Source organism: Alcaligenes sp. SDU_A2 (assembly GCF_038237375.1).
Classification (GTDB): domain Bacteria; phylum Pseudomonadota; class Gammaproteobacteria; order Burkholderiales; family Burkholderiaceae_B; genus Alcaligenes.
Map to the genome: position 1 here is coordinate 1,815,776 of NZ_CP151273.1, position 21,001 is coordinate 1,836,776.

Genomic DNA, 21,001 nt, shown 5'->3' on the forward strand with positions numbered 1-21,001 from the left:
TCCCGCCTGCGGCGCAGGCCTTGACTCGCCCGCCGGCCTACTGTGGCCGGCCTGGCGAGAACGGCACCGCTGTGCTTGGCCCAAACGGCCCGCCCACTACGAAGGAATCCCCCGACATCTCTCGAAGAACCTTGTTTATGCCGGTCTGCGCTTAGCGCAAGGCGTCTTGGTAGCGGCGCGCCACTTCTGCCCAGTCGATGACCTGATAGAAAGCGGCAATGTATTCAGGGCGGCGGTTCTGGTATTTCAGGTAGTAAGCGTGCTCCCAAACGTCCAGGCCCAGAATGGGGGTATTGCCGGTCATAAGCGGGCTGTCCTGATTGCCGGTGCTCTGGACCACCAGTTTTTTGGCCGGTGTCACGCTCAACCAGGCCCAGCCGCTGCCAAAGCGGGTCAATGCCGCCTTGGTGAAAGCCTCTTTGAAGGCGGCCATGCCGCCCAGGTCCGTGTCTATGGCCTGGGCCAGATCACCCTGTGGATCGCCACCGCCTTGTGGCGACATGACCGTCCAGAACAGACTGTGGTTGGCATGTCCGCCGCCATTGTTGCGCACGGCATGGCGTACCTGTTCAGGCAGGCGGTCCAGTCCGGCCACCAGTTCGTCGATGGGCGGACTGGGCAGGCCGGCTTCGCCCAAGGCGGCGTTCAGATTGTTGATATAGGTCTGGTGGTGTTTGCTGTAGTGGATTTCCATGGTCTGCGCATCGATGTGCGGCTCCAACGCATCGTAGGCATAGGGCAGGGGGGGTAGCGTGTACGACATGAACAACTCCTGGATGGAAAACAGTCAGTTAGGGAACAGGGGAGCCTGGGAGCAGTGTGATGGTTAATGGGCGGCACTATGATCCAAGGGGCCGGCTGCCCCTAGAAACAGAGCGCTGCAGGCGTGCAGATGATGGGGGTGGCGGCGTGCGAAACGCGCCAATTCCGCATACGTGCGCCGGCTATGCTGCCAGGCGGCCATGCGCCAGGCGTCGTCCAGCCTGGGATTGGCGCTGGCCCGACACAGAAATTCGTGTGCGCTGCAAAGGTGCATCCCCTGGTCATCGGTCTGCCCCAACTGCCCGCAGGCATCAGCCAGGTTCAGATGCGCAATGACCCAAGCGGCGACGGTTTCGTCCGCGCCGTCGGCAATGCCGAACAGCAAGGGGCGTACACAGGCTCCGGCTTGCCGGTAGTGCAAGGCAGCGGCGCTGTAGTTCGATTCCTGGAAGGCGCGATTGCCTTGTACGATCAGGCTGCGCCAGGCGTTCAGCTCCTTGTCTTGGGCAAGGCCGTGCTGCGGCTGTTCGGAAAGAGTCGACATGCGTAGCTCCTGATAATCCAATTTTAGGATTATTAATAATAATGATTTGTATTTAGATTATCAAGAATTAAGTTTGCTCGATTGCAAGCAGCGGTGACTGCTTGCAGGCTTAGGGAAGGGGATATGCGGCGATGCGTCGTAGAGCGAACGCAAAAACGGCCGAAAGATTGCTCTTTCGGCCGCTTATCGCCGCACGGATGTGACAGTGTCGGTTTACTGGCGTTGCACCAGAATATCGTAGGGCATGTCGCTGCTGGCGTCGCCCAGCGAGACGGCTTGCAGCTCGTATTCGCCGGGTTGCAGCTCCACTTGCATTTGCGAGTTCATGTCGCCGCCGCTATCGTCGTCTTCCAGAATGGTCTGGCCGTTTTGCTGCAAGACCAGATAGGTGTCGAAAACGGGCGAGTTCATGGCGATGCTGTAGCGGCCAGCCTGGCGCACGGTCAAGGTATAGACATCGCGGGTCACGCCTTCCAGCATCAAGGCATCGCGGGTCTCACCCACACGCAGTACGCCGCCGCCTGCGTTGGCGGGCACGGGCTCGCCTGCTGCTTCCAGGCTGAATACACCGGCCTGCACAGAACCGGTCACGCTGATCGGATGCTCGCCCGGCTGCAGCACGGTGCGGATGCGCTGCTGGCTGGCATCATCGCCTGTTTGCACGCCACTGAGCGAGCCCAGTTGCAGCTCGGCGTAGAAACCTTGCGTGTTCATCTGCAGGGTGACCAGCGTGGGTTCGGCGATCTGCAGCGTGTAGGCCTGGGGCTGGCCGATGAACAGACCGGTGCGTGCGGACTGATTCAGGCTGAGCGTGTCGCCGTCTTTCAGGTCTGGCTCGGCACTGATTTCCTGGGCTTGTATATCCAGGGTAAAGCCGCCTTGGAAGCTGGGGGAGCCGTTGGCCGAGGAGGCTTGCACGATATATTCGCCGGCTTTCAGGTAGGCCTGGATGCGCGCATCAGTGTTCTCGCCGCCATCGTCATCCGCCACCAGTTCCATGCCGCGCTTGTCCATCAGCTTCAGGTAAGCGTCCAGGCTGTCTTGTTCGGCCTTCATGTCGATGCGGTACAGGCCGTCCGCGGCAATGTTCAGGCGATAGCGTTTCTGGCCGCCCAGCGCCCAGTCGGCGATATTCTGTCCGGGTGTCAGGGGTTCGCCGTCGTAGGCCTTCAGGGTGTTGGCCACGACCTTGAAGGGGCCGTAGGCACTGGTATTGTCACCGCTGACCACGACTTGGTAGGTATCGTTGAAATCGGCTTTGAAGCCCAGTGTGGTGACCTTGTTCTTGTCGTCGCTGCTTGGGCATTCTTCGCAGCGTGCGGTACGTGTCAGCAGTTCGCCGTTGCGCAGCACGCTGATCTGGGCGCGCAAAGGGCCGCTGACGGCGATCTTGATGATTTGTCCGGCCTGGGCCTGGACCTCGTATACCGCGCTGCGCACGCCATCGCTCAAGTTCAGGAAACTCTGGCTGGTCAACTCGCCGGCGGCCTGCTGGTCCAGCGCCAGCGTGGTGACCTTGGCGTTGGCAATGGCTTGGGGGGCGGGGGTGACGGCGGCCTGATTCTGGTAGTAGTAGATGGCACCGCCGGCACCAGCAGCAACACCAAGAATGGCGGCAAAGAGAGTAGAAGGTTTCATGATCTTTGATGGAGTGATAAAAAATGAGCTCGCCGCATACGCGAAGGCTAGCGGCCCTGATTGTACTGGAGCGCCTTCAGCCGTCATTCAGGTGCGCAACAGAATGCAACATGATTTGGTGGCTCATGACACATTTGTTGCATCATCTTGGCGGCGGGGGAGGCGCACCGGCGTTTCGCTTGCCATACAGGCGGCAGCGTAAGGGCAGCGTCAAATCGTATATTTTTTGTTACGAATGACGCGCTGAAGCGTGTTTGTCCTACAGGGTTCAAGGCCGGGCCTGCGCGTTCAATGACGGCTCGGGCGTTGCCGCAAAGGAAGATCCGCCTCCGCTGGGCAAGGTGTCGATCAGGGCTATCTGTGACCAGACGCCTTGACGCCGGGCCAGCAGACGATAGCTTTGCACCGGGCCGACTGGCCGGCTGGCCATATACAAAATGCCGTGCTGTTCGCGCAGGGCCGGCTGGGACGAAGCGTGCTCTTGCAGGCGCGTGACCGAGGATGCCTCGATCAGCAAGATGGCACCTCCCGGCGCTTCTTGTACCGCGGCTACAACCTGGCGTTGTTCGTCCAGTGCCAGGGCGGGACGTCCGATATAGACGACGCCGGTATCGTGAGCCTGCCCCCAGCGCGAGCCGTCGGCTTGGCCGATCAGGCGCAGCAGGCGCTGGCTTTGTCGGTCCCGTAGATACAGTTCTATCTGACCTTGAGCGTTGCGGATGGCGGCCAGCCCGCCGTTGCTGGACGGCGCGGACAGCGCGTGCCACGGCTGCCAGTGGCGATCGGCCTGCTGGCGGGTGTGGAACAGCCGTCCGTCCTGGGTGACGGCAAAAACATGTGCGCGCCCTTGGGCATCGGCCACGATGGCGGCCTGACCGTCGGCATCATCCAGGGCTGGCAAGGCTTGCCAGGGTGTCCAGCCATGATTCAGACCGCTGGGCGCGCTCCAGTAAAAACGTCTGTCCGTCCCCATGCCCAACGCCAGCGACACTTCGCTGGCGACGACGGGGGGCCGCAACAGACGCGCGCCGGCCAAGGCCTGCCAACCGCGCCATTGACCGTCGGCATGTTGGCGGTTGACCCAGACTCCGCCGGTGGCGTCGCGGGCAAACAAGCCAGTGGCGGCATCCGGATAGTGGAAAGCCGTCAAGGCGTCGGCGGTGCGTCCGCCCAGGCTGCTCCAGCGTCGGGTAGCCGGATTCCATTGGTTGGCGGCGTCATTTTGCTCGCCGGCTGCAAACAGAGTCAGTTGGCCGGAGGCGTCCACCATTAGCTCGGCCCCGGTATTGTGCCGGCTGGCGTAGTAGGCGCGCTGTACCCAGGCGGCGGCGGGCCCGGCCGGTTCCTGACAGTTTTCCGGGCCTTTGCAGTAGTGGCCGTCTTTCCAGGCATAGCGGCGAAAAATATCGGTTTTGCTCTGGATCTCGGTCAGACTCAGATTTCGTTCGTGTTCCTGAGTGGGATAGTCCAGATAGCCGACTTGCGCGTAATGGCCCGGTACGGCTGCCATGGCGTCGCGCACCAGGCGGGCGCTGGCGATATGGTCGGGATGGCCGTGGCCGGGGCAGCGCCAGCACAGCTTGGTATAGGGGATCGGATTGGTGTCGTCCAGGTAGCGTATGGTCGTGGGGCGGTACAGCCGGATCAGCGCCGCCAGTGTTTGCACCAATTCTTTACGGGTATAGCTTTGCTCCGGAGCATCGAGCGTTTTAACCACATGACCCGGCATGGATTCGGCCTGGCTGAGCGGGGTCAGGCTGCCCCAGCCCTGGCCTAGCCAGGGATCTTGCAGACGCAAGTGGGTCAATTGAACCGCCGGGTGGCCGCGCAAGGTGAACTGGGTGACGCTGTAGCCGTCCAGCGACAGACGCTCTTCGCGCCAGTCGTCCGCTTGGTTGGCCATATAGGCATAGGCGGCCCGCACGCCGCGTTCGCGGCTGTGCATATAGTCCAGGCCGCCTTTGCGTTCGCTGGCGGTCAGGTAGACCACCTGCACGCAGGCACCATCTTGTATGGCTTTGGACAGGTCCGGATTCATGAACAGCAGATCGTCGTCCATATGGCCGACGAAAGCCAGGTCGCGTCCGGCCGGGCAAAGTGCGGGCGCGGCATGGCTGGCCAGGGGAAGCAACAGGGCGTATAGCCCCAACAGGGCGGAACGGCGCAAGTGGATGCGGGCCGAAAGAACAGGCATGATGGGAGAGGTTCGAGGTGGTCGGGGATTCATGTGAATCCGTCCCGCGTCGCAGCACCCTCCGGTTTGAACGTGCGTCCGGTCCGTGTCGTGCAGCGACGTGCCCGTTCAGTATAAGCAGGGGCCGTTATTGCTGGAAGATCGGTGCGCGGCGCGACCACGTGCGCGCCGCGTGTTGTGGCGTGCACGCTGCGTTCAGGCCTGGCGGGGCCGGATCAGCAAAGGAGCGAATTGCAGCAAATAGTTCAGCAGCGCCAGAACCCAGCATGCGCCGGCCAGATGCAATAGAGGCAGGCTCCAGGCGCTGGGAATCAAGGCCAGCAGGCGCAGTGCGACCGCCGCCAGCAGCAAGCCGTAGCCCACTACCAGGCGTGGAGATGCGCTTAAAGGCTGGCCAAGGTGGCCCAGCGCGGTACGGGTCAACATGCCGATGATCATGACGCTGAAACCGGCCAGACCTACTATATGTACGGGCCAGGCGGCCCGCTCTATCAGACCGGCCTCATAGGCGGCGGCACTGAGCAGGCCGATGGCCAGACCGGCGTAGCCCAGATACAAAATCCAGAGCAGAGGCTTGCGGCGGCTGGCCCAGGGGTGCCAGCGCAGCCATTGCACCAGGGCGATCAGGCCCAGCGCGGCCAAGGCTGCAGCCAGTGGCAGACGCCAGGACAGCAGGGATACGATAATGGCCAGAACGCTGATGCCCATTTGCCATTGGCCGCTGCGGGTCTGCATGGGAATGTTCAGGCCAGGTATGGCGCGCATGCTGAAAAAGGGAATGACACGGCGGGCGATCAGCAAAGTAACCAGTGCCATGGTCCAGAAGCCGCTGTAAAAGTACGGCATGGGGTCGTGGCCCTGCAGCAGGCTATACAGGAACAGGGCATGACTCAGTCCCAGGGCCAGTATGGCCAGTGGAATGCCGTAGTTACGCCGGTTACGGGCCAGCAGGATCACGCGGGCCAGTTCGGCGGCGGCTACCAGGAAAAACAGGGTATCCAGAATCAGGGCGGCGGTCAGCCCGCCCGGTGTGAGCAGGCACAGGCGGGCAGCGATCCAGATCAGGCATAAGCCGCCCAGTGCCGGACCGTGCAAGGTTTTGTGGCCTGTCCAGGTGGCGCTGGCGGTCAGCAGAAAACCGACGGCGATGGTACCGATGAATGCCCACAGCATTTCATGAGCATGCCAGTACAAAGAGGGCACGGGCGAATGCGCAAGCCAGCCCGGTGCATACAGCCACAGGGCGATGCTGACCGCTCCCCAGAGTGTGGCCAGCAGATACAGGGGGCGAAAACCCAGTTCCAGAAAAGCGCGCCACTGGGGACGGGAATGGATGGATGACATGATCAGTATCCTGGACACGAATAATTAAGATGTATTTTAAATATATCTTATGGGGCGAAGAAAAAATAGTCTGAGCGCTGGTACGCGTAAAGCATCATGCCGCGGCCCGTTCGCTATCGATCATTTTGTGCAACAGGTAGACGATGGCGACCCGTTCAGCCGGATTCAGGGCCTCCAGGGTCAGGTCGCTGATTTTCCGGGATCGTGGGGTAATGCGCTCGAGCAGATCCCGGCCTTGCGCCGTCAGCTCTACGATGACTTTGCGTCTGTCGTTCTGATCGGGGGCTTGTTGGATCAGGCGTCGTGCTGCCAGACGCTGCAAAATGCCGCGTATGGTGGCTTGATCGACGGCAGTGGCGTCTACCAATTCGGTCTGGGAGCTGGCACCGCGATCGCGCAGGGCGCACAAGGTAACGAATTGAATGGCCGTCAGTTGTTTGTCGCCGACATGTTGCTGGAAAATCGCTGTATGCCGCTGGCCGGCTTTGCGCAGCAAGTGGCCGATATGCTCGGTGGCGTCCTGGGACGGTGCATGGGTATCTGGATGGGGGTGATTGGGCTGCATGGTTTCTGAATGTTGTTGTATGAAAGGCAGGCCGGACGCAGATCCAGCGGTGCAGTTTAGCTGTTTCTTTTGCGTGGGTTTCTGATCTAGATCAGTTACAAGCGTTTTTTCAGAAATTTCGTTTTGCAAATGGGCTGGAAATGGCGCAAGGGAATCTGCATGTCACGTATGCGGCAATAAAGAAGAAGGTTGCTGTCATCTGTCCTTATAATCGGTTCGATATAGAGTAACTGTATATAAGGGTGGAAGATGAAAAAAACCAAAATGGGTTTGGCGCTGTGCTTATCGATGACACTGTTTGGCGGGACGGCGCAAGCGGATCTCAATGGTATCGATTTCTGGCATTCGGATACGGTGTGGGCAAATCAAGGGATGTGTGCCGCCAACTTTACCTTTGACGCCGGGGCACTATCAGATCCAGTGACGCAGTTGACGGTTGATATGCAGGTAAGAAACGCAGCGGATGCGCATTTGGGCGATGTGGAACTGGTCCTTGAGCATATCGGTGGTTCCAGTGCCGATCGTTATGCAACAGCGCATTGGGTCAGCGAGCAGGCGTGCGAGACAGACGTGAAACTGGTGGTGACGCGCGCGCATGCGATGGTCGATGGCAGAAAAGTCGATTTAATGGCAAATAAGGCATTGGGTACCCGCACTTTTACGCCTTTGCCCATTTCCTTTCAAGCGACACCTAAACAAATGACTGCAAATTCGTGCGATCGTACCAAATTCAGTCGGGCGGCGACGATTGCGGATAAGGATGGGTATACAAATGTTCGCGCCCAGCCGAATGCAGAAAGCGCGGTGATTGAAAAAATTTTTGAAAACGAAACGTTTTATACGTTTCAGCAAAAAGGGAAATGGTGGCAGATGTGCTCACCAAGCGGCCAGATCGGCTATATGTACCACAATAGGGTCAGGATGTAGAAAAGCGGAGTATGCGGCGAAATACTTTGCCCTGGTTCCTTGCGAAATATGAAGGAACCAGGTTGTAAAGGTGGACCCACCTTAGACGGCAACCACGGTTTCCTGACCTTCTTGCAGCCAGGCTTGTAGATCGGCGGGTTCGTACAGAATTTCGGCGCTGAGCAAGCGCAGGCCGGTCGGTCCGCTGTCCAGGATGCGCCGTTCACCGCAACTGCGTTGCAGTTCCAGTACGCAGCCCGGCAGGGTCTGGAGGTGGCGGGCCAACTGCCGCAATTGTTCCGTAGGGCAGGAGGGACTGGAGTGAAAACGGCCGCTTTCCTTGCCGTTTTGGCGAATGATGAGCAGTACAGGGGTCATGGCGTCTCCAGTTGGGCTTCTGGCCAATAATAATTATTAGGCGTTGAGCGCGCGCCAAAAATGGCTTGACCCACGCGCACGACCGTCGCGCCTTCTTCGATGGCGATTTCGTAGTCGCCGGACATGCCCATGGACAATTCGCACATGTCCTGGGCGTGGCCGATGTCGTTGCGTATCTGGTCGCGTAATTGACGCAGCAAGACAAAGCAGGGACGCACCCGTTCGGGATCGGCATCCATCAGGGCCAGGGTCATGAAGCCTTTGACGCGCAGTGCCGAAAATTGAGGCAAGGCGCGCACGAAGTCGTGGACTTCTTCGGGTGGCAGGCCGAATTTGCTGGCTTCCCCGGACGTATTCACTTGCACGAAAACATCCAGGCTGCGTCCTTCGATCTGTAGGCGTCGATCCAGGGTTTCGGCTGTTTTGAGCTTGTCCAGTGCCTGGAACTCGGCCGCGAAACGCGCCACCGATTTGGCCTTGTTGCTTTGCAAGTGTCCGATGACGGACCACTGCAGGTCCGGCAATTCTTCGTGCAGTTCTTCGTATTTGCGTTCGGCTTCTTGGACTTTGTTTTCGCCCAGCAGGCGGCACCCGGCCTGATAGGCCAGGCGAATACGGTCGGTGCCGAAGGTTTTGCTGACCACCAGCAGCCGCACATCGCCGCTGGCTCGGCCGTTGCGCAGGCAGGCTTGGTCGATTCGCTGTTGTACCAGGGCAATACGATGACGAAATGCATCTACACTGGTAGAGGTGGGATAATGTTCGTTATGCAGCAGTACAGGAGCGGATTCGGACATGGCGCACCAGAAGGGAAAAGTGAAATCGGGCGCGACCTTGATGGCCGCATTAACCATTATGTCATAGGTCAAAATGAATATCCAGGGAAGCAATGCGAAGGAACTGTTCGACGATATCCGCCAGCAAGTGGCCTTGGGGCAGATTGCGCCGGGGCAGGCTTTGCCGCCCGTGCGGGAGTTGGCGCAGACACTGGGCCTGAACCGCAATACGGTGGCGTTGGCGTATAAGCGGCTGGTATCGGCCGGCGTGGCCGATGCGCAGGGTCGGCGCGGCACGCGCATACGCGAGTCCATTCATCAACTGGCCCGCGAAGGGCACGGGGTCAGCTCGGTGTTGCAGGATCTGGCCAGCGGCAATCCGTCGGCCCAGTTGCTGCCTTCGCCGGCGCAACTGATACAGGGCGTGCGCGGTAGCGTGCAATCGCTGTATGGGGTCGATCCCTTGATGCCGGAGCTGCGCGCGGTTTGCCGGCAGGTTTTTCATAAGGACACGCCGGTCAATACGGCCTATCACGTCAGCTACGGCGCGGTCGATGCCATCGAGCGTTTGTTGCAAGCCTTTCTGTTGGCGGGCGATAGGGTGGGCATCGAAGACCCGGGCTATCTCAGCAGCATCAATTCGGTGCGTACCCTGGGCCTGAAGCCGGTAGGCATTGCCGTGGACCCCGAGGGCATGGTGCCGCAGTCGCTGGAACAGGCCTTGGCCGCCGGTGTGCGTGCCTTGATCCTGACGCCGCGCGCGCACAACCCCACGGGGTGCGCGCTCAGTCGCGCGCGGGCGCGGCAGATCGAACATATTCTGGCTAATTACCCCGAAGTTCTGCTGATGGTGGACGACCACTTCTGGATGTTGGCCAACAGTCCGTACCGCAACGTCATTCCGGCCGGGCATCTGCGCTGGGCGCTGATCCGTTCCGTGTCCAAGGGGCTGGGTCCGGATCTGCGGGTGGCTCTGATGGCCTCGGACCAGCAAACGGCCGAGCGCCTGTCGCAGCGTTTGGCCTCTGGGGCGCAGTGGGTCAGCCACTTGCTGCAGCAGATGGTGGTGCATGGACTGACCGACGCGACGTTGACCGCGCAGACCCGCGCCGCTCAGGCAGCGTATGTTCAGGCTCGCCTGCAGCTGATGCAGGCCCTGAAAAAGCATCGCATCCCGTTCTGGGATAGCGAGGATGGGTTCAATCTGTGGGTGCCTTTGGATCGCGACGCCGAACCCGTGCTGGCCGGGTTGGCGGCGCGCGGTTGGCTGGCCCGCTCGGGGCAGGTGTTTGGCGTGGATCAGCCGGCTCAGGGCCTGCGCCTAACCTTTGCCAGCCTGGGGGCCGAGCAGGCGCAACGCTTTGCCGCCGACCTGGCTCAGGTGCTGGGCCAGGCGCAGTAGCCTGGCCCGCGCGAACAGGTGTTTTGGGCGGACGGGTGGCCGCCAGATGGTGTGGTCGGTTCCTTGCACAACGAGGGGGCGTTCGATGTTTCCGTCGTCTGCCGCATGTGCAGATGGTAGAATGGCTGGATAAACAACCAGTTTATCTATGGCTGCTGCGGAACTTCCTCTTTTTTATTATCTGCATAATTTCCATCGGGTGTTGCGGTGGGTGCAGCAATACAGTGCCGACCTGCTGGAGGCCGAGCAGGTCGCGTGCGGACATGTGTTTTGGGGTTTATCCGGACCAGCCCAGGCTTTGCTGGTGCGTCTTGTCATGCGCAAAGGTAGCTTGTTTCGGGTAAGCAAGCTGCGTTATCCCGAAATTGCCGACATCTGTGCAGCGACACAAGAGCTGGCTCAGGCAGGCTTGGTCTGTCTGGCACCGCCACTGGACCTGGACGGTGTCTTTCATCTGCATACGCTTGCGCAGTTGCGTGCCATGTTCGCACCTTTGCCAGCGGGCGCGCGCAAGCACGAATGTCGCGCGCAAGTAGCGCTTCGGCATGGAGATCAGCTTCGGCCCTGCGCCGATTGGCCAGGTCTGGCGGCGGAGCAGAGCGATGTCCTGCGGCTGTCTGAGAGCGTCACGGCATGGGCGCAGCGTCTGCAACTGCTGTTTTTCGGCAACCAGTACCAGGACTGGTCAGAATTTGTACTTAGCGATCTGGGTCTATACCGCTACGAAACGCTGATGCTCGATGCCGCTAGTCGTGCTTTCCGTCATCTGGACGATGTGCGGCTGTACGAAACGCTGTCCGGGTTGCGCGAAGCGCCGGACGTGCCAGATCGCGCGCAATGGCAAGCGCGTTTGCAGGCGGTGTGTGCCATCGTGACCGATAGCGACTGGTTGCAGCGCCGTCGGGACAAAACGTTGTTTTCACTTGGGCAAGAGGCCGAGCGCCAAGCCTGGTGGGAGTTGGCCGACCAGGCCTATTGCCGCAGCACCTGGCCCGGTGCCCGGCAGCGTCGTGTGCGGGTGCTGGAGAGGCAGCAGAACGGGCCTGATGCCTGGGGCCTGTTTTGTCAGGCCTGGGAACGGCCCGAAAGCGAAGCCGAAGTCCAGAAGCTGGCGCGCATGCTGCCCCGCTTGCGTAAACTGGCTCCCAAGGCCAGGTGGCCTGAACAGCCGGTGTCGTTGGAGCGGGCGCAGGCACGCACCCAGCTTAGCCGCTTGGTGCTGCCCGATGACGGGCAGCGCGTGGAGTGGCAGGTCATGGCGCATTGGCATACCGAACTGGCACCGGTTCAATATGTGGAAAATACGCTGCTGCCGGGCTTGTTGGGGCTGCTGTGCTGGGAGGCCATTTTTGCGCCTTTGCCCGGTGCGTTCTTTCATCCCTACCAGAGCAGCCCTGCCGATTGGAGCAGTCCGGATTTCGTGGCGCGGCGCCGGCCTTTATTCGATCAGGCGCTGGCCTTGCTGGATGGTCCCGGCTACAAAGAATGCATACGGGCTCGCTGGCGCGACAAACAGGGTATGCAGTGTCCCTTGCTGTTTTGGCCGGCTTTGGGGGAAAACACGCTGGAGCTGGCTTTGCGCTGCATTCCCCCGCAGCATCTGCACGCGATTTTCCGGCGTGTGTTGCAGGATTGGCGCGATAACCGCGCCGGTCTGCCGGACCTGATCCGTTTCCTGCCTGCGCAGAATTGGTACGAGCTGATCGAGGTCAAGGGGCCGGGGGATCGTCTGCAAGATAATCAGCGACGTTGGCTAAGCTATTTCGAGCAGCAGGGTATTCCGGCGCGGGTCTGCCATGTCAGCCGGGAGCCGCTTGCATGAGCATGACTGTAGGCGTGCGTACCTTGTGCGAATTTACCGCCCGCAGCGGCGATCTGGACTTGCGCTTTACACCCGCACCCAGCGCCCAGGAAGGCATGTGGGGGCACGATCAGCTGCGTTTGCAACGCCCGTCGCATTACGAATCCGAGGTGTCTCTGGAATCGCAGTTCCAGGACTTGCGGGTACGTGGGCGTGCCGATGGTTTCGACCCTCAGGCGCTGCGGCTGGAGGAGATCAAGACCTACCGGGGGGCATTCGAGCGTATTCCGGTCCATCATCGTCGTTTGCACCAGGCCCAGGCCATGATGTATGCCGCCATGCTATGCCAGGAGCGCGATCTGCCCGGCCTGACGGTCAGCGTGGTGTACTTTCAGGTGGACAAGCATACTGAAACAGCGCTGGCCGAATATAAGGACCGGGCACAGTTGCAGGCGTTCTTCGAGCAGCAATGCCGTCTGTATCAGATCTGGGCGCAGCAAGAACAGCAGCATCGGCAAACGCGCGACCAGGCGTGCCGGCACTTGTCGTTTCCCTTTGCGGGTTTTCGGGCCGGCCAACGGGAGCTGGCCGTGGCCGCCTACCGGGCACAGCGCGATGCACAGTGCCTGATGGCGCAAGCTCCTACCGGCATAGGCAAGACCTTGGCCGTGCTTTTCCCCGGGCTGAAAGCCATGCCCGAGGCCGGTCTGGATAAGTTGTTTTATCTGACGGCCAAAAATTCCGGCCGGCAAATGGCATTGGATGCGCTTGATCGCCTGGCAACGGCCGGGCCTGCCCCGTGGCGCGTGCTGGAACTGGTGGCGCGCGACAAGCAGTGCGTCCATCCGGACAAGGCCTGTCATGGCGAGTCTTGTCCCTTGGCTCACGGGTTTTACGATCGCTTGCCTGCTGCCCGGGCCTGTGCCGTGACCCAGCCCCAACTGGACAGCCATACTTTGCAGGCCGTGGCGCGGGATCATGATGTCTGTCCTTACTATTTGGGACAGGAAATGCTGCGCTGGAGCGATGTGGCGGTCGGCGACTATAACTATTATTTCGACACGTCGGCCATGCTGCATGGTCAGACGCTGTCCCAGCGCTGGCGCAGCGCCGTGGTGGTGGACGAAGCCCATAATCTGTTGGATCGGGCGCGCAGCATGTATTCAGCCGAACTGTCGCAGGAGCAGTTGCGCGGCGCGCGCAAAAGCGCGCCTTCAAACTTGAAACGCTACCTTAGTCGCCTTGTACGGGTCATGGACGACTGTCTGGGCGAGGAAGGCAGCACGCAAATGGGGCAGGAAGCCATTCCCGCGTCCCTGCTGCAGGAATGCGAGCATCTGGCGGCACGACTGGGCAGTCACGTGGCCGACCACCCCTTGCCGCAGAACAGCGCCTTGTTGCAGGCGTATTTTTCTGTGCTGTATTTTGCGGATCTGGCTGGGTATTTCGGGGCGCATTCCTTGTTCGATGCGGTCGCCGGGCGTCAGGGTATGACTGTGCGCATCCGTAATGTGGTGCCGGCACCGTTTTTGCAGGAGCGCTATGGTGATGCGCACGGCGTGGTGCTGTTTTCCGGCACGCTGACCCCCACCGATTTTTACCGCGATCTGTTGGGCGTGCCGCCATGCAGTCCGGTGTTGGATGTTCCCTCGCCATATCGTACCGAGCAATTGCAGGTGCGCCGGTATGCGGGTTTGTCCACCCGCTATGCCGATCGGGCCGCCAGTCTGAGCAGTGTCTGCGATATTGTCGCGCACGCCTATGCGGCGCAGCCGGGCAATTATCTGCTGTTTTTAAGTAGTTTTGATTATCTGGAACAGGTGTATGAAGCGCTGGCACAGCGCTATCCCGAACTGCCGTTATGGCGGCAGACCCCGTCCATGAATGATACCCAGCGCGCTCAGTTTCTGGCGCATTTTACGCCGCAAGGGCAAGGCATCGGCCTGGCCGTCTTGGGCGGGGCGTTTTCCGAAGGGGTGGATTTGCCCGGCAAGCGTTTGCTGGGGGCCTTTATCGCCACACTGGGTTTGCCCCAGTTTAACGAGGTCAACGAGTCGGTTCGGCAGGTAATGGCCCGGCTGTTCGGGGAACGCCGGGCCTACGACTACACCTATTTGTACCCTGGCTTGCGCAAGGTTATACAGGCCGCGGGCCGTGTGATTCGCGATGAACAGGATCGGGGCTATGTGTATCTGCTGGACGAGCGCTATGGGCAGCGGCGGGTGCAGCAGTTGTTGCCGCCGTGGTGGCGGATCGAAGCGGCTCGGCTTCCCGAGTGCGCTGCACAATCAGCTCGGTAATGATTTGCGCCGTGGCGGCCGACAGCGTCCAGCCCAGGTGGCCGTGCCCGGTGTTGTAGTAGACGCCGGGGCGGCTGCCGGCCTGTACGCGCGGCATCATGTCGGGCATCATGGGACGCAGGCCCGCCCAAGGCACGACACGGTCGGTGGCGGCGTCGTGGAAATTGCGGCGTGTCCAGTTCACCAACGGGGCGATGCGGTCGGCGCGTATGTCTTTGTTTTCGCCGTTGTATTCGGCGGTTCCGGCCACGCGCAAGCGGTCATTGCCCAGGCGGCTGGTCACGATCTTGGCTTCCTCGTCCAGCAGGCTGACCCAGGGCGCGGCTGCCTGGCTTTCAGGTGTATCCAGGTAGGCGGAAATCGAGTAGCCCTTGACCGGATAGATATTGATGTAGTCGCCCAGCAGCTTGGCCAGATGGCGGCTGCCGACGCCGGCGCACACCACCAGCGAATCGACTTGCAGGCTGTGGGTTTGCGCGTCCGTGCCGGTGCCGGTACGCAACTGGATCTGGTGCGGCGGGCCGCAGCGCACGCCCAGCACTTCGGTGTCTTGCAAGAAGCGCACGCCGCGCTGTTCGCAGGCGCGGGCCAGGCCGCGCGTGTATTTATGGATGTCGCCCGTGGCGTCCGAGGGCGTAAAAAATCCGCCGTAGTAAGTGCCTTGCAGCGTAGGTTCGATCTGGTGGATTTCTTCGTTGGTGACGGTGCGGCGCTCCAGGCCGCCGCGTTGCAGCAACTGGCTGACGCGCTTGCCCGATTCGAATCCGTAGGCGGTATGGTAAATGTGCAAAATGCCGCGCTGTTCCAGGTCGAAATCGATTTGTTCGTCCTTAGCCCATTGAAACAGGTTTTCGCGGGCCGTGATGGCCAGCTTCACGGTTTCGATGGTGTTGGTCTCGTAGCCCGAGATGGCGCGCATGAACTGCGCCATCCAGCTGTATTTGTGCCAGCTGGGGCGGGGGTTGAACAGCAGCGGCGCATCTTTGCGCAGCATCCACTTCAGGCCCTTCATGATGGTGCTGCGGCTGTTCCAGACTTCGGCATTGCAGGCCGATAGTTGGCCGCCGTTGGCAAACGAGGTTTCCATGGCAGGATAGCGCAGGCGGTCGATGACCGTAACCTGGAAACCCTGGCGGGCTAGGGCGTAAGCAGTGGTGACGCCGCTGATACCGGCGCCGATGACGGCGATGTGAGACATTTCAGGCTCCAGAGGGATGAATTGCCGCCGGTTGGCGACAATACCCCATCTGTCCTGTGACCTGAGAGTTTATCTGGCCGCGTGCGGACCAGGCTCCTTCGGTGGGCGCGCTATGCGCCGCTCTCCAGATTGTCGGGCTGGTACGATCCTTTGGCCTGAGAGTTTCCGGGGTGGTTGCTCCGTCGGCGCCTGAGTGAACAGGTCTCTTTCATACCGCCTGCAATGACAGGCACACCATACTGTTAATAGGGCTATAGAGCAATCAGGGAAAACCTAGGGATCTGTGAGCGGCGTGCCATTTGCTCAGTCCAATCGATAGTGAGCGCCCAGGCTGTGTTCACGCGCCAGTGCGGCTTGCGTCAGCAGCCAGGCGGTATCCACGCTTAAACCCAGTGCTGTTCTGGCGGGACTCGAATCGCCGCTGGCCAGGCGCGTGCGCCAGTCGGCCAGAGTGTGTGCGGCTTGCGTCAGACCCTGGTGATGGCGGCGCAGGCCTACCTGAGTCTGCATCACAGTCTGCAGTTCGGGCAGGCTGGGATCTGGCCGGGGCAGGGCGGGTTCGGCGACAGGCAAGGGCTCCAAGCTGGCACGGCGGGCAGGCGGTGTGTCGATAATGGCGCGCGCGGCGGCCCGGCCCATGATTACGCATTCCAGCAATGAATTACTGGCCAGTCGGTTTGCTCCGTGCAGGCCGGTGCAGGCGACCTCGCCCACGGCATACAGTCCGGCAATGCTGCTATGGCCGTGTAGATCGGTCAGCACCCCGCCGCAGGCATAGTGTGCGGCTGGAGCCACGGGTAGGCAGTCCCGACGCAGGTCGAACCCGCGTTGCAGGCACTGTTGCAGGGCGCGTGGGAACTGGCGCTGCAAGGTTGCCGAGCCCAGATGGCGGGCATCCAGCCAGACATGTGGCCGGTCTTCGCGGCGCATCTGTTCGTCGATGGCGCGGGCCACGATATCGCGCGGTGCCAGCTCGGCGCGGGGATCGTGTGCCGGCATGAAACGCTGTCCGTGGGCATCGAGCAGGTGCGCGCCTTCGCCGCGCAAGGCTTCTGTCAGTAAAAGAGGTGGACCGTCCTGGCGCAGGCAGGTTGGGTGGAACTGTAGGAATTCCAGATCCTGTATGGTGGCCCCGACACGCCAGGCCAGCGCCACGCCGTGGCCCAACGCGCCTTCAGGATTGGTGCTGTGCGCATAGAGCCGTCCCAGACCGCCGGTCGCCAGCACGACATGATCCGCCTGCAGGGTCTGGTGCGCAGCACGACGATGATCGTACAGATCCACCCCGGCTATCGCGCCGTGCCTGTTGCGGCGCAAGGCCAGTACCTGGCATGGGCTGCGCACCTGTATATGGCTGGCCTTGGACAGTCGTTGTGTTAATGCCCGCATGATAGCCTGCCCGCTGGCATCGGCTGCATGGACTATGCGGCGCTGCCCGTGGCCACCTTCGCGGGTCAGATGCAGTGCGCCGTCGGCCGTACGGTCAAAAGCGACATGCTGTTCCAGCAGCCACTGCACGGCTTCTGGTGCCGACTGCAAAATAGCCTGCACCCGTTGCGGGTCAGCGTGCTGCGCGCCGGCGTTCAGCGTGTCCAGCACATGTTGTTCCAGGCTATCTTGCGGGTCTATCGCGGCGGCAATGCCGCCGAGCGCGCATGGGCTGGCACCGCCGGGCAGGGGGACGTGGCTGATGATTGTTACCGTCAGCGTTCGGGGCAGGGACAGGGCCAGGGTCAGGCCCGCCAGTCCTGCCCCCACAATCAGCACGTGCGTGCTCATCAGGCGGCTCCGACGTGCTGAAACAAGGCGGTATGCTCGGCCATATCCGCCTGGACACGCAGCGCGGTCTGACGCTCTGCCGCAAAATCCAGCATGCGTTGCAGGGAACGGCGGGCTTGCGCCGCGATGTTGGCGTCGATCTGCACGCCGGGGCCGTCTTGCAGCAGGCTGTCGCGCAAGGCGTGCAAGGCGTGCAAGGAGTTCAAGGCCATCCAGGGGCAATAGGCACAGCTTTTGCAGGTGGCGCTTTCACCAGCCGTGGGAGCGGCCAGAAATGTCTTGCCAGGTGCTTGTCGTCGCATGGCGTGCAAAATGCCTTGGTCTGTCGCCACGATAAAGGTGTCGGCCCGGTCCTGGCAGGCAGCTTTGATCAGTTGCGTGGTCGACCCCACTACATCGGCCAGGGCAATGACGCCAGCCGGGGATTCGGGATGTACCAGTACCCGTGCTTGCGGATGGGTTTGCTTCATGGTTTGTAGCGCGTCGGCCTTGAATTCGTCGTGAACCAGGCAGGAGCCTTGCCACAGCAGCATGTCGGCCCCGGTCTGCTGCTGGATGTATGCGCCCAGGTGGCGATCCGGAGCCCACAGGATTTTTTTGCCTTGCTCATGCAGGTGGCGCACAATATCCAGCGCAATCGATGAGGTCACCACCCAGTCGGCCCGGGCTTTCACAGCGGCGCTGGTATTGGCATAGACCACCACGCTGCGATCGGGGTGGGCGTCGCAGAATCGGGCAAAGTCCTCGGGAGCGCAGCCCAGGTCCAGTGAGCATGTGGCCTGCGCATGTACGGCCAGTACGCGTTTGTCGGGACTTAGGATTTTGGCCGATTCGGCCATGAAACTGACGCCGGCCACAACGACGGTGCGCGCGGCATGTTCTTGCCCGAAACGTGCCATTTCCAGCGAGTCGCCCACGCAGCCTCCGGTCTCCAGGGCCAGGTCCTGTACATCCGGGTCTGTGTAGTAGTGCGCCACCAGAACGGCGTCCTGCTCACGCAGTGTCTGGGCCAGTTCGGTGCGCAACTGCCGGGCGTCGGCAGGAGCAGCACTTTTACCGGGCACAGCTTGCCAGGCAATATGGTGGGATAGTGCTGCGTTGTCGCGGGGCTGGCAAACGTCGATAGGAAATTGCGTAGGCATGGCCTTCCTTATTGCTCAAATTGAGTATAAATGAATCAAAAAAAGCCGGCAGATGGGATGTGTCTCCGGTTTATTATGCTTTTTTTGAGCATAATAGGAAAAAACAGCCTGTGCAAGCGATGTTTTATTTAGCCGCCTGATGACTTATGTGTTTTTCTGGCGTTGGCGTTGGCGTTGGCGTTGGCGTTGGCGTTGGCCGCGGCGGTGCTTGGAGCCGGGACGGGCTGCGTGCCCGAGCGGTCTATCTGGTTGTCCGCATCGTTTGCACGGTTTGTCTTGTTGCCCATGTTGGTCCCTTTGCTGGCACTGTCTGGCTTCCGTAGTCCGGTCTGCCCGGAGTGACAGCGTAGCCAGACTCTCCGGGCAGACCGATCGGCCCGCCCGGTGTTGTTCCAACGGTGTCGCTCCAAGGTAGCGCCTGATCGGCTTTTACGTGCGCGATCAAGCGCCTTGACCATCAGGGAGCTGGATTGGGGTAGCGGCGATGGATCTCGTTGATGGCGGCAATCAGTTCGTCGTCCAGCGTCACATTTACGCTGGCGATGTTCTCGCGCAGTTGTTCCAGGGTCGTGGCTCCGATCAGGTTGCTGCTGGTGAATGCTTGTTGGTTTACCCAGGCCAAGGCCAGTTGAGCGGGAGGGATGCCGTGGCGGCGGGCCAGATCGTTATAGGCCAGGCCCGCTTCGCGGGCATTGGGGCCATCGTAGCGCTTAAAGCGTTCGTAGACGGTCAGGCGGCCATCGGCGGGCCGGGCACCGTGGTCGTACTTGCCGGTCAATACGCCCATCGCCAGCGGCGAATACGCCAACAGGCCCACGCCATCGTAATGACAGAACTCCGACAAACCTTCTTCGAACACGCGGTTCAGCAGATTGTAGGGGTTCTGGATGGTGGCGATCAGGGGTAAGGACCTGTGCCGGGCCAGTTCCAGGTAGCGTGCCACGCCCCACGGTGTTTCGTTGGATACGCCGATATGGCGCACTTTTCCCTGGCGTACAAAATCATCCAGCACCTCCAGCGTCTGCTCGATCGGTACGGTGTATTCGTCTTTCCAGGGGTAGCTGCGCTGGCCGAAGGTGACGGTGCTGCGATCGGGCCAATGCAACTGATACAGATCCAGATAGTCTGTCTGCAGGCGGCGCAGACTGTCGTGCAGGGCTTGCTCCAGATTTTTGCGATCCAGGTGAGTCGCGCCGTCGCGGATATGCCCTGGGCGCTGCGGATCGCGCTGCGGGCCGGCGATTTTGCTGGCCAGCACAATATCCTGACGGCGTCCACGGCTGGCCAGCCAAGTGCCTATATAGTGTTCAGTCCGGCCCTGGGTCGCGGCCGATGGCGGCACCGGGTACATTTCGGCGGTATCAACCAGATTCACGCCCAATTCCAACGCCAGATCCAGTTGCGCGTGGGCGTCGGCCTCGCTGTTCTGTTCCCCATAGGTCATGGTGCCCAGACCGATCACGCTGACATCCAGGTCCGTATTGCCCAGCTTGCGGTATTTCATTACATCAACTCCCGAAAACGCAGGGCCGGGCGGCCCTACAAGAGCAGCATGGTAGCGCGTTTTACGGCCCTCGCTGAGAGCGACTTTTGTCTATGGTGGTTCTGGCGCATGTGCTTGTGCGCCCGGGTAATAAAAAGGTTCTTCGCTCAATACCGGGGATTGCTTCGTATGGGGTGGGCTGTTTGGGTCAAGCAGGCCGGTGCTGTTCTCGCCAGGCCGGCCATAGCAGGCCGGCTTGGCTGGGGCCTTCGTCCGCGCTGCGCGCGGGTTCCCTGGTCAGGATACTGGATCGGGCGGGGCGTGAACTCGCAGTGTGATTCGTCCACCGGACGAATCACACGCGCCCTGCTCGAACAGCACGCCCCTTGCCTCCCGCCCCAGTATCCCGCCTGCGGCGAAGGCCCTGACTCGCCCACCGGCCTGCTATGGCCGGCCTGGCGAGAACCCGAGGTTCTCTCTGTTTGGCCCAAATGGCGCGACGTCCGCGTGCGTTGAATAAGATATCAGCCATACGCTCAATGTTCTGTTGGGTATGACTATGTATGGCCGGGGCTATGTCACCTGTGTTTTGAACCGTTCAAGGCGCAGCACGCTCGAAAGGGGCGGGTCGAATGGGCTTGCCGGGGCGATGCGCTGGGATATGGGGACGGGGTGTAAGCGTCGTTCTGTTTGATGGCGGCGCTTGTTGATTGTCCGGTGGACAAGCAAGCCGCCGGAGTTAAGGACGCACTCGGCTATGTGGCCCAACCAGGGCACCGGTGCGTCGGT

General features: G+C 61.1%; 16 protein-coding genes, 1 pseudogene and 2 riboswitches. Of the genes and pseudogenes, 4 read left to right on the forward strand and 13 right to left on the reverse strand.

Annotation, left to right across the window (positions count from 1 at the left end; all coding sequences use genetic code 11):
- Positions 1-151 precede the first annotated feature (151 nt).
- The 6 genes from AADW57_RS08510 to AADW57_RS08535 all read right to left on the reverse strand — a co-directional run bounded on the left by AADW57_RS08510 (position 152) and on the right by AADW57_RS08535 (position 7,047).
- Positions 152-763 carry a superoxide dismutase gene (locus tag AADW57_RS08510; protein WP_341669618.1) on the reverse strand — a complete coding sequence of 204 codons (612 nt, stop codon included), beginning with the start codon at positions 761-763 and terminating at the stop codon, positions 152-154.
- Positions 764-826: 63 nt separating this feature from the next.
- The gene (locus AADW57_RS08515) at positions 827-1,306 is read right to left on the reverse strand and encodes a hypothetical protein (RefSeq protein WP_341669619.1); all 480 of its coding nucleotides are present in this window, start codon (positions 1,304-1,306) and stop codon (positions 827-829) included.
- Between the two features lie 213 nt (positions 1,307-1,519).
- Entirely contained in the window at positions 1,520-2,944 is a 1,425-nt protein-coding gene (locus tag AADW57_RS08520) for a hypothetical protein (protein WP_341669620.1), read from the reverse strand.
- A 268-nt stretch (positions 2,945-3,212) separates the two neighbouring features.
- Positions 3,213-5,138, reverse strand: a complete 1,926-nt coding sequence (locus AADW57_RS08525; RefSeq protein ID WP_341669621.1) for a PIG-L family deacetylase — start codon at positions 5,136-5,138, stop codon at positions 3,213-3,215.
- A gap of 195 nt (positions 5,139-5,333) precedes the next feature.
- Positions 5,334-6,482: an NnrS family protein gene (locus AADW57_RS08530; protein WP_341669622.1), complete on the reverse strand. Its 1,149-nt coding sequence runs from the start codon at positions 6,480-6,482 to the stop codon at positions 5,334-5,336.
- Between the two features lie 94 nt (positions 6,483-6,576).
- Entirely contained in the window at positions 6,577-7,047 is a 471-nt protein-coding gene (locus AADW57_RS08535; RefSeq protein WP_341669623.1) for a MarR family winged helix-turn-helix transcriptional regulator, read from the reverse strand.
- A gap of 249 nt (positions 7,048-7,296) precedes the next feature.
- Between AADW57_RS08535 and AADW57_RS08540 the strand changes: the two genes are divergently transcribed.
- Positions 7,297-7,974 carry an IrmA family protein gene (locus tag AADW57_RS08540; protein WP_341669624.1) on the forward strand — a complete coding sequence of 226 codons (678 nt, stop codon included), beginning with the start codon at positions 7,297-7,299 and terminating at the stop codon, positions 7,972-7,974.
- Between the two features lie 81 nt (positions 7,975-8,055).
- Here AADW57_RS08540 and AADW57_RS08545 read toward each other — a convergent pair whose 3' ends face one another.
- Positions 8,056-8,331 (reverse strand): hypothetical protein, encoded by a 276-nt coding sequence (locus AADW57_RS08545; protein WP_341669625.1) that lies wholly within the window; start codon positions 8,329-8,331, stop codon positions 8,056-8,058.
- Positions 8,328-9,128 carry a YggS family pyridoxal phosphate-dependent enzyme gene (locus AADW57_RS08550; RefSeq protein WP_341669677.1) on the reverse strand — a complete coding sequence of 267 codons (801 nt, stop codon included), beginning with the start codon at positions 9,126-9,128 and terminating at the stop codon, positions 8,328-8,330. Before AADW57_RS08550 ends, AADW57_RS08545 begins: the two co-directional genes overlap by 4 nt.
- A 73-nt stretch (positions 9,129-9,201) precedes the next feature.
- Between AADW57_RS08550 and AADW57_RS08555 the strand changes: the two genes are divergently transcribed.
- The 3 genes and pseudogenes from AADW57_RS08555 to AADW57_RS08565 form a co-directional block, all read left to right on the forward strand.
- Positions 9,202-10,509 (forward strand): aminotransferase class I/II-fold pyridoxal phosphate-dependent enzyme, encoded by a 1,308-nt coding sequence (locus tag AADW57_RS08555; protein WP_341669626.1) that lies wholly within the window; start codon positions 9,202-9,204, stop codon positions 10,507-10,509.
- A gap of 148 nt (positions 10,510-10,657) precedes the next feature.
- Positions 10,658-12,331, forward strand: a complete 1,674-nt coding sequence (locus AADW57_RS08560) for a VRR-NUC domain-containing protein (RefSeq protein ID WP_341666475.1) — start codon at positions 10,658-10,660, stop codon at positions 12,329-12,331.
- Between the two features lie 731 nt (positions 12,332-13,062).
- Positions 13,063-14,502: pseudogene (locus tag AADW57_RS08565) on the forward strand (ATP-dependent DNA helicase); the annotation flags it as partial.
- Here the strand turns inward: AADW57_RS08565 and AADW57_RS08570 are convergent.
- The 5 genes from AADW57_RS08570 to AADW57_RS08590 form a co-directional block, all read right to left on the reverse strand.
- Entirely contained in the window at positions 14,447-15,808 is a 1,362-nt protein-coding gene (locus AADW57_RS08570; RefSeq protein WP_341666476.1) for a D-amino acid dehydrogenase, read from the reverse strand. The pseudogene AADW57_RS08565 and the gene AADW57_RS08570 overlap by 56 nt on opposite strands.
- Before the next feature lie 45 nt (positions 15,809-15,853).
- A riboswitch (glycine riboswitch) is annotated at positions 15,854-15,940 on the reverse strand.
- Position 15,941: 1 nt separating this feature from the next.
- A riboswitch (glycine riboswitch) is annotated at positions 15,942-16,029 on the reverse strand.
- Between the two features lie 82 nt (positions 16,030-16,111).
- Complete coding sequence (gene nadB, locus AADW57_RS08575) at positions 16,112-17,587, reverse strand: L-aspartate oxidase (protein ID WP_341666477.1); 1,476 nt, start codon at positions 17,585-17,587, stop codon at positions 16,112-16,114.
- Positions 17,587-18,729, reverse strand: coding sequence for a quinolinate synthase NadA (gene nadA, locus AADW57_RS08580; protein ID WP_341666478.1), 1,143 nt, complete (start codon positions 18,727-18,729; stop codon positions 17,587-17,589). The genes nadB and nadA overlap by 1 nt, the downstream gene beginning before the upstream one ends.
- A 128-nt stretch (positions 18,730-18,857) precedes the next feature.
- Complete coding sequence (locus AADW57_RS08585; protein WP_341666479.1) at positions 18,858-19,016, reverse strand: hypothetical protein; 159 nt, start codon at positions 19,014-19,016, stop codon at positions 18,858-18,860.
- Between the two features lie 170 nt (positions 19,017-19,186).
- A complete protein-coding gene (locus AADW57_RS08590; protein WP_341666480.1) occupies positions 19,187-20,233 on the reverse strand; it encodes an NADP(H)-dependent aldo-keto reductase in 1,047 nt (348 codons plus the stop codon).
- Positions 20,234-21,001 lie beyond the last annotated feature (768 nt).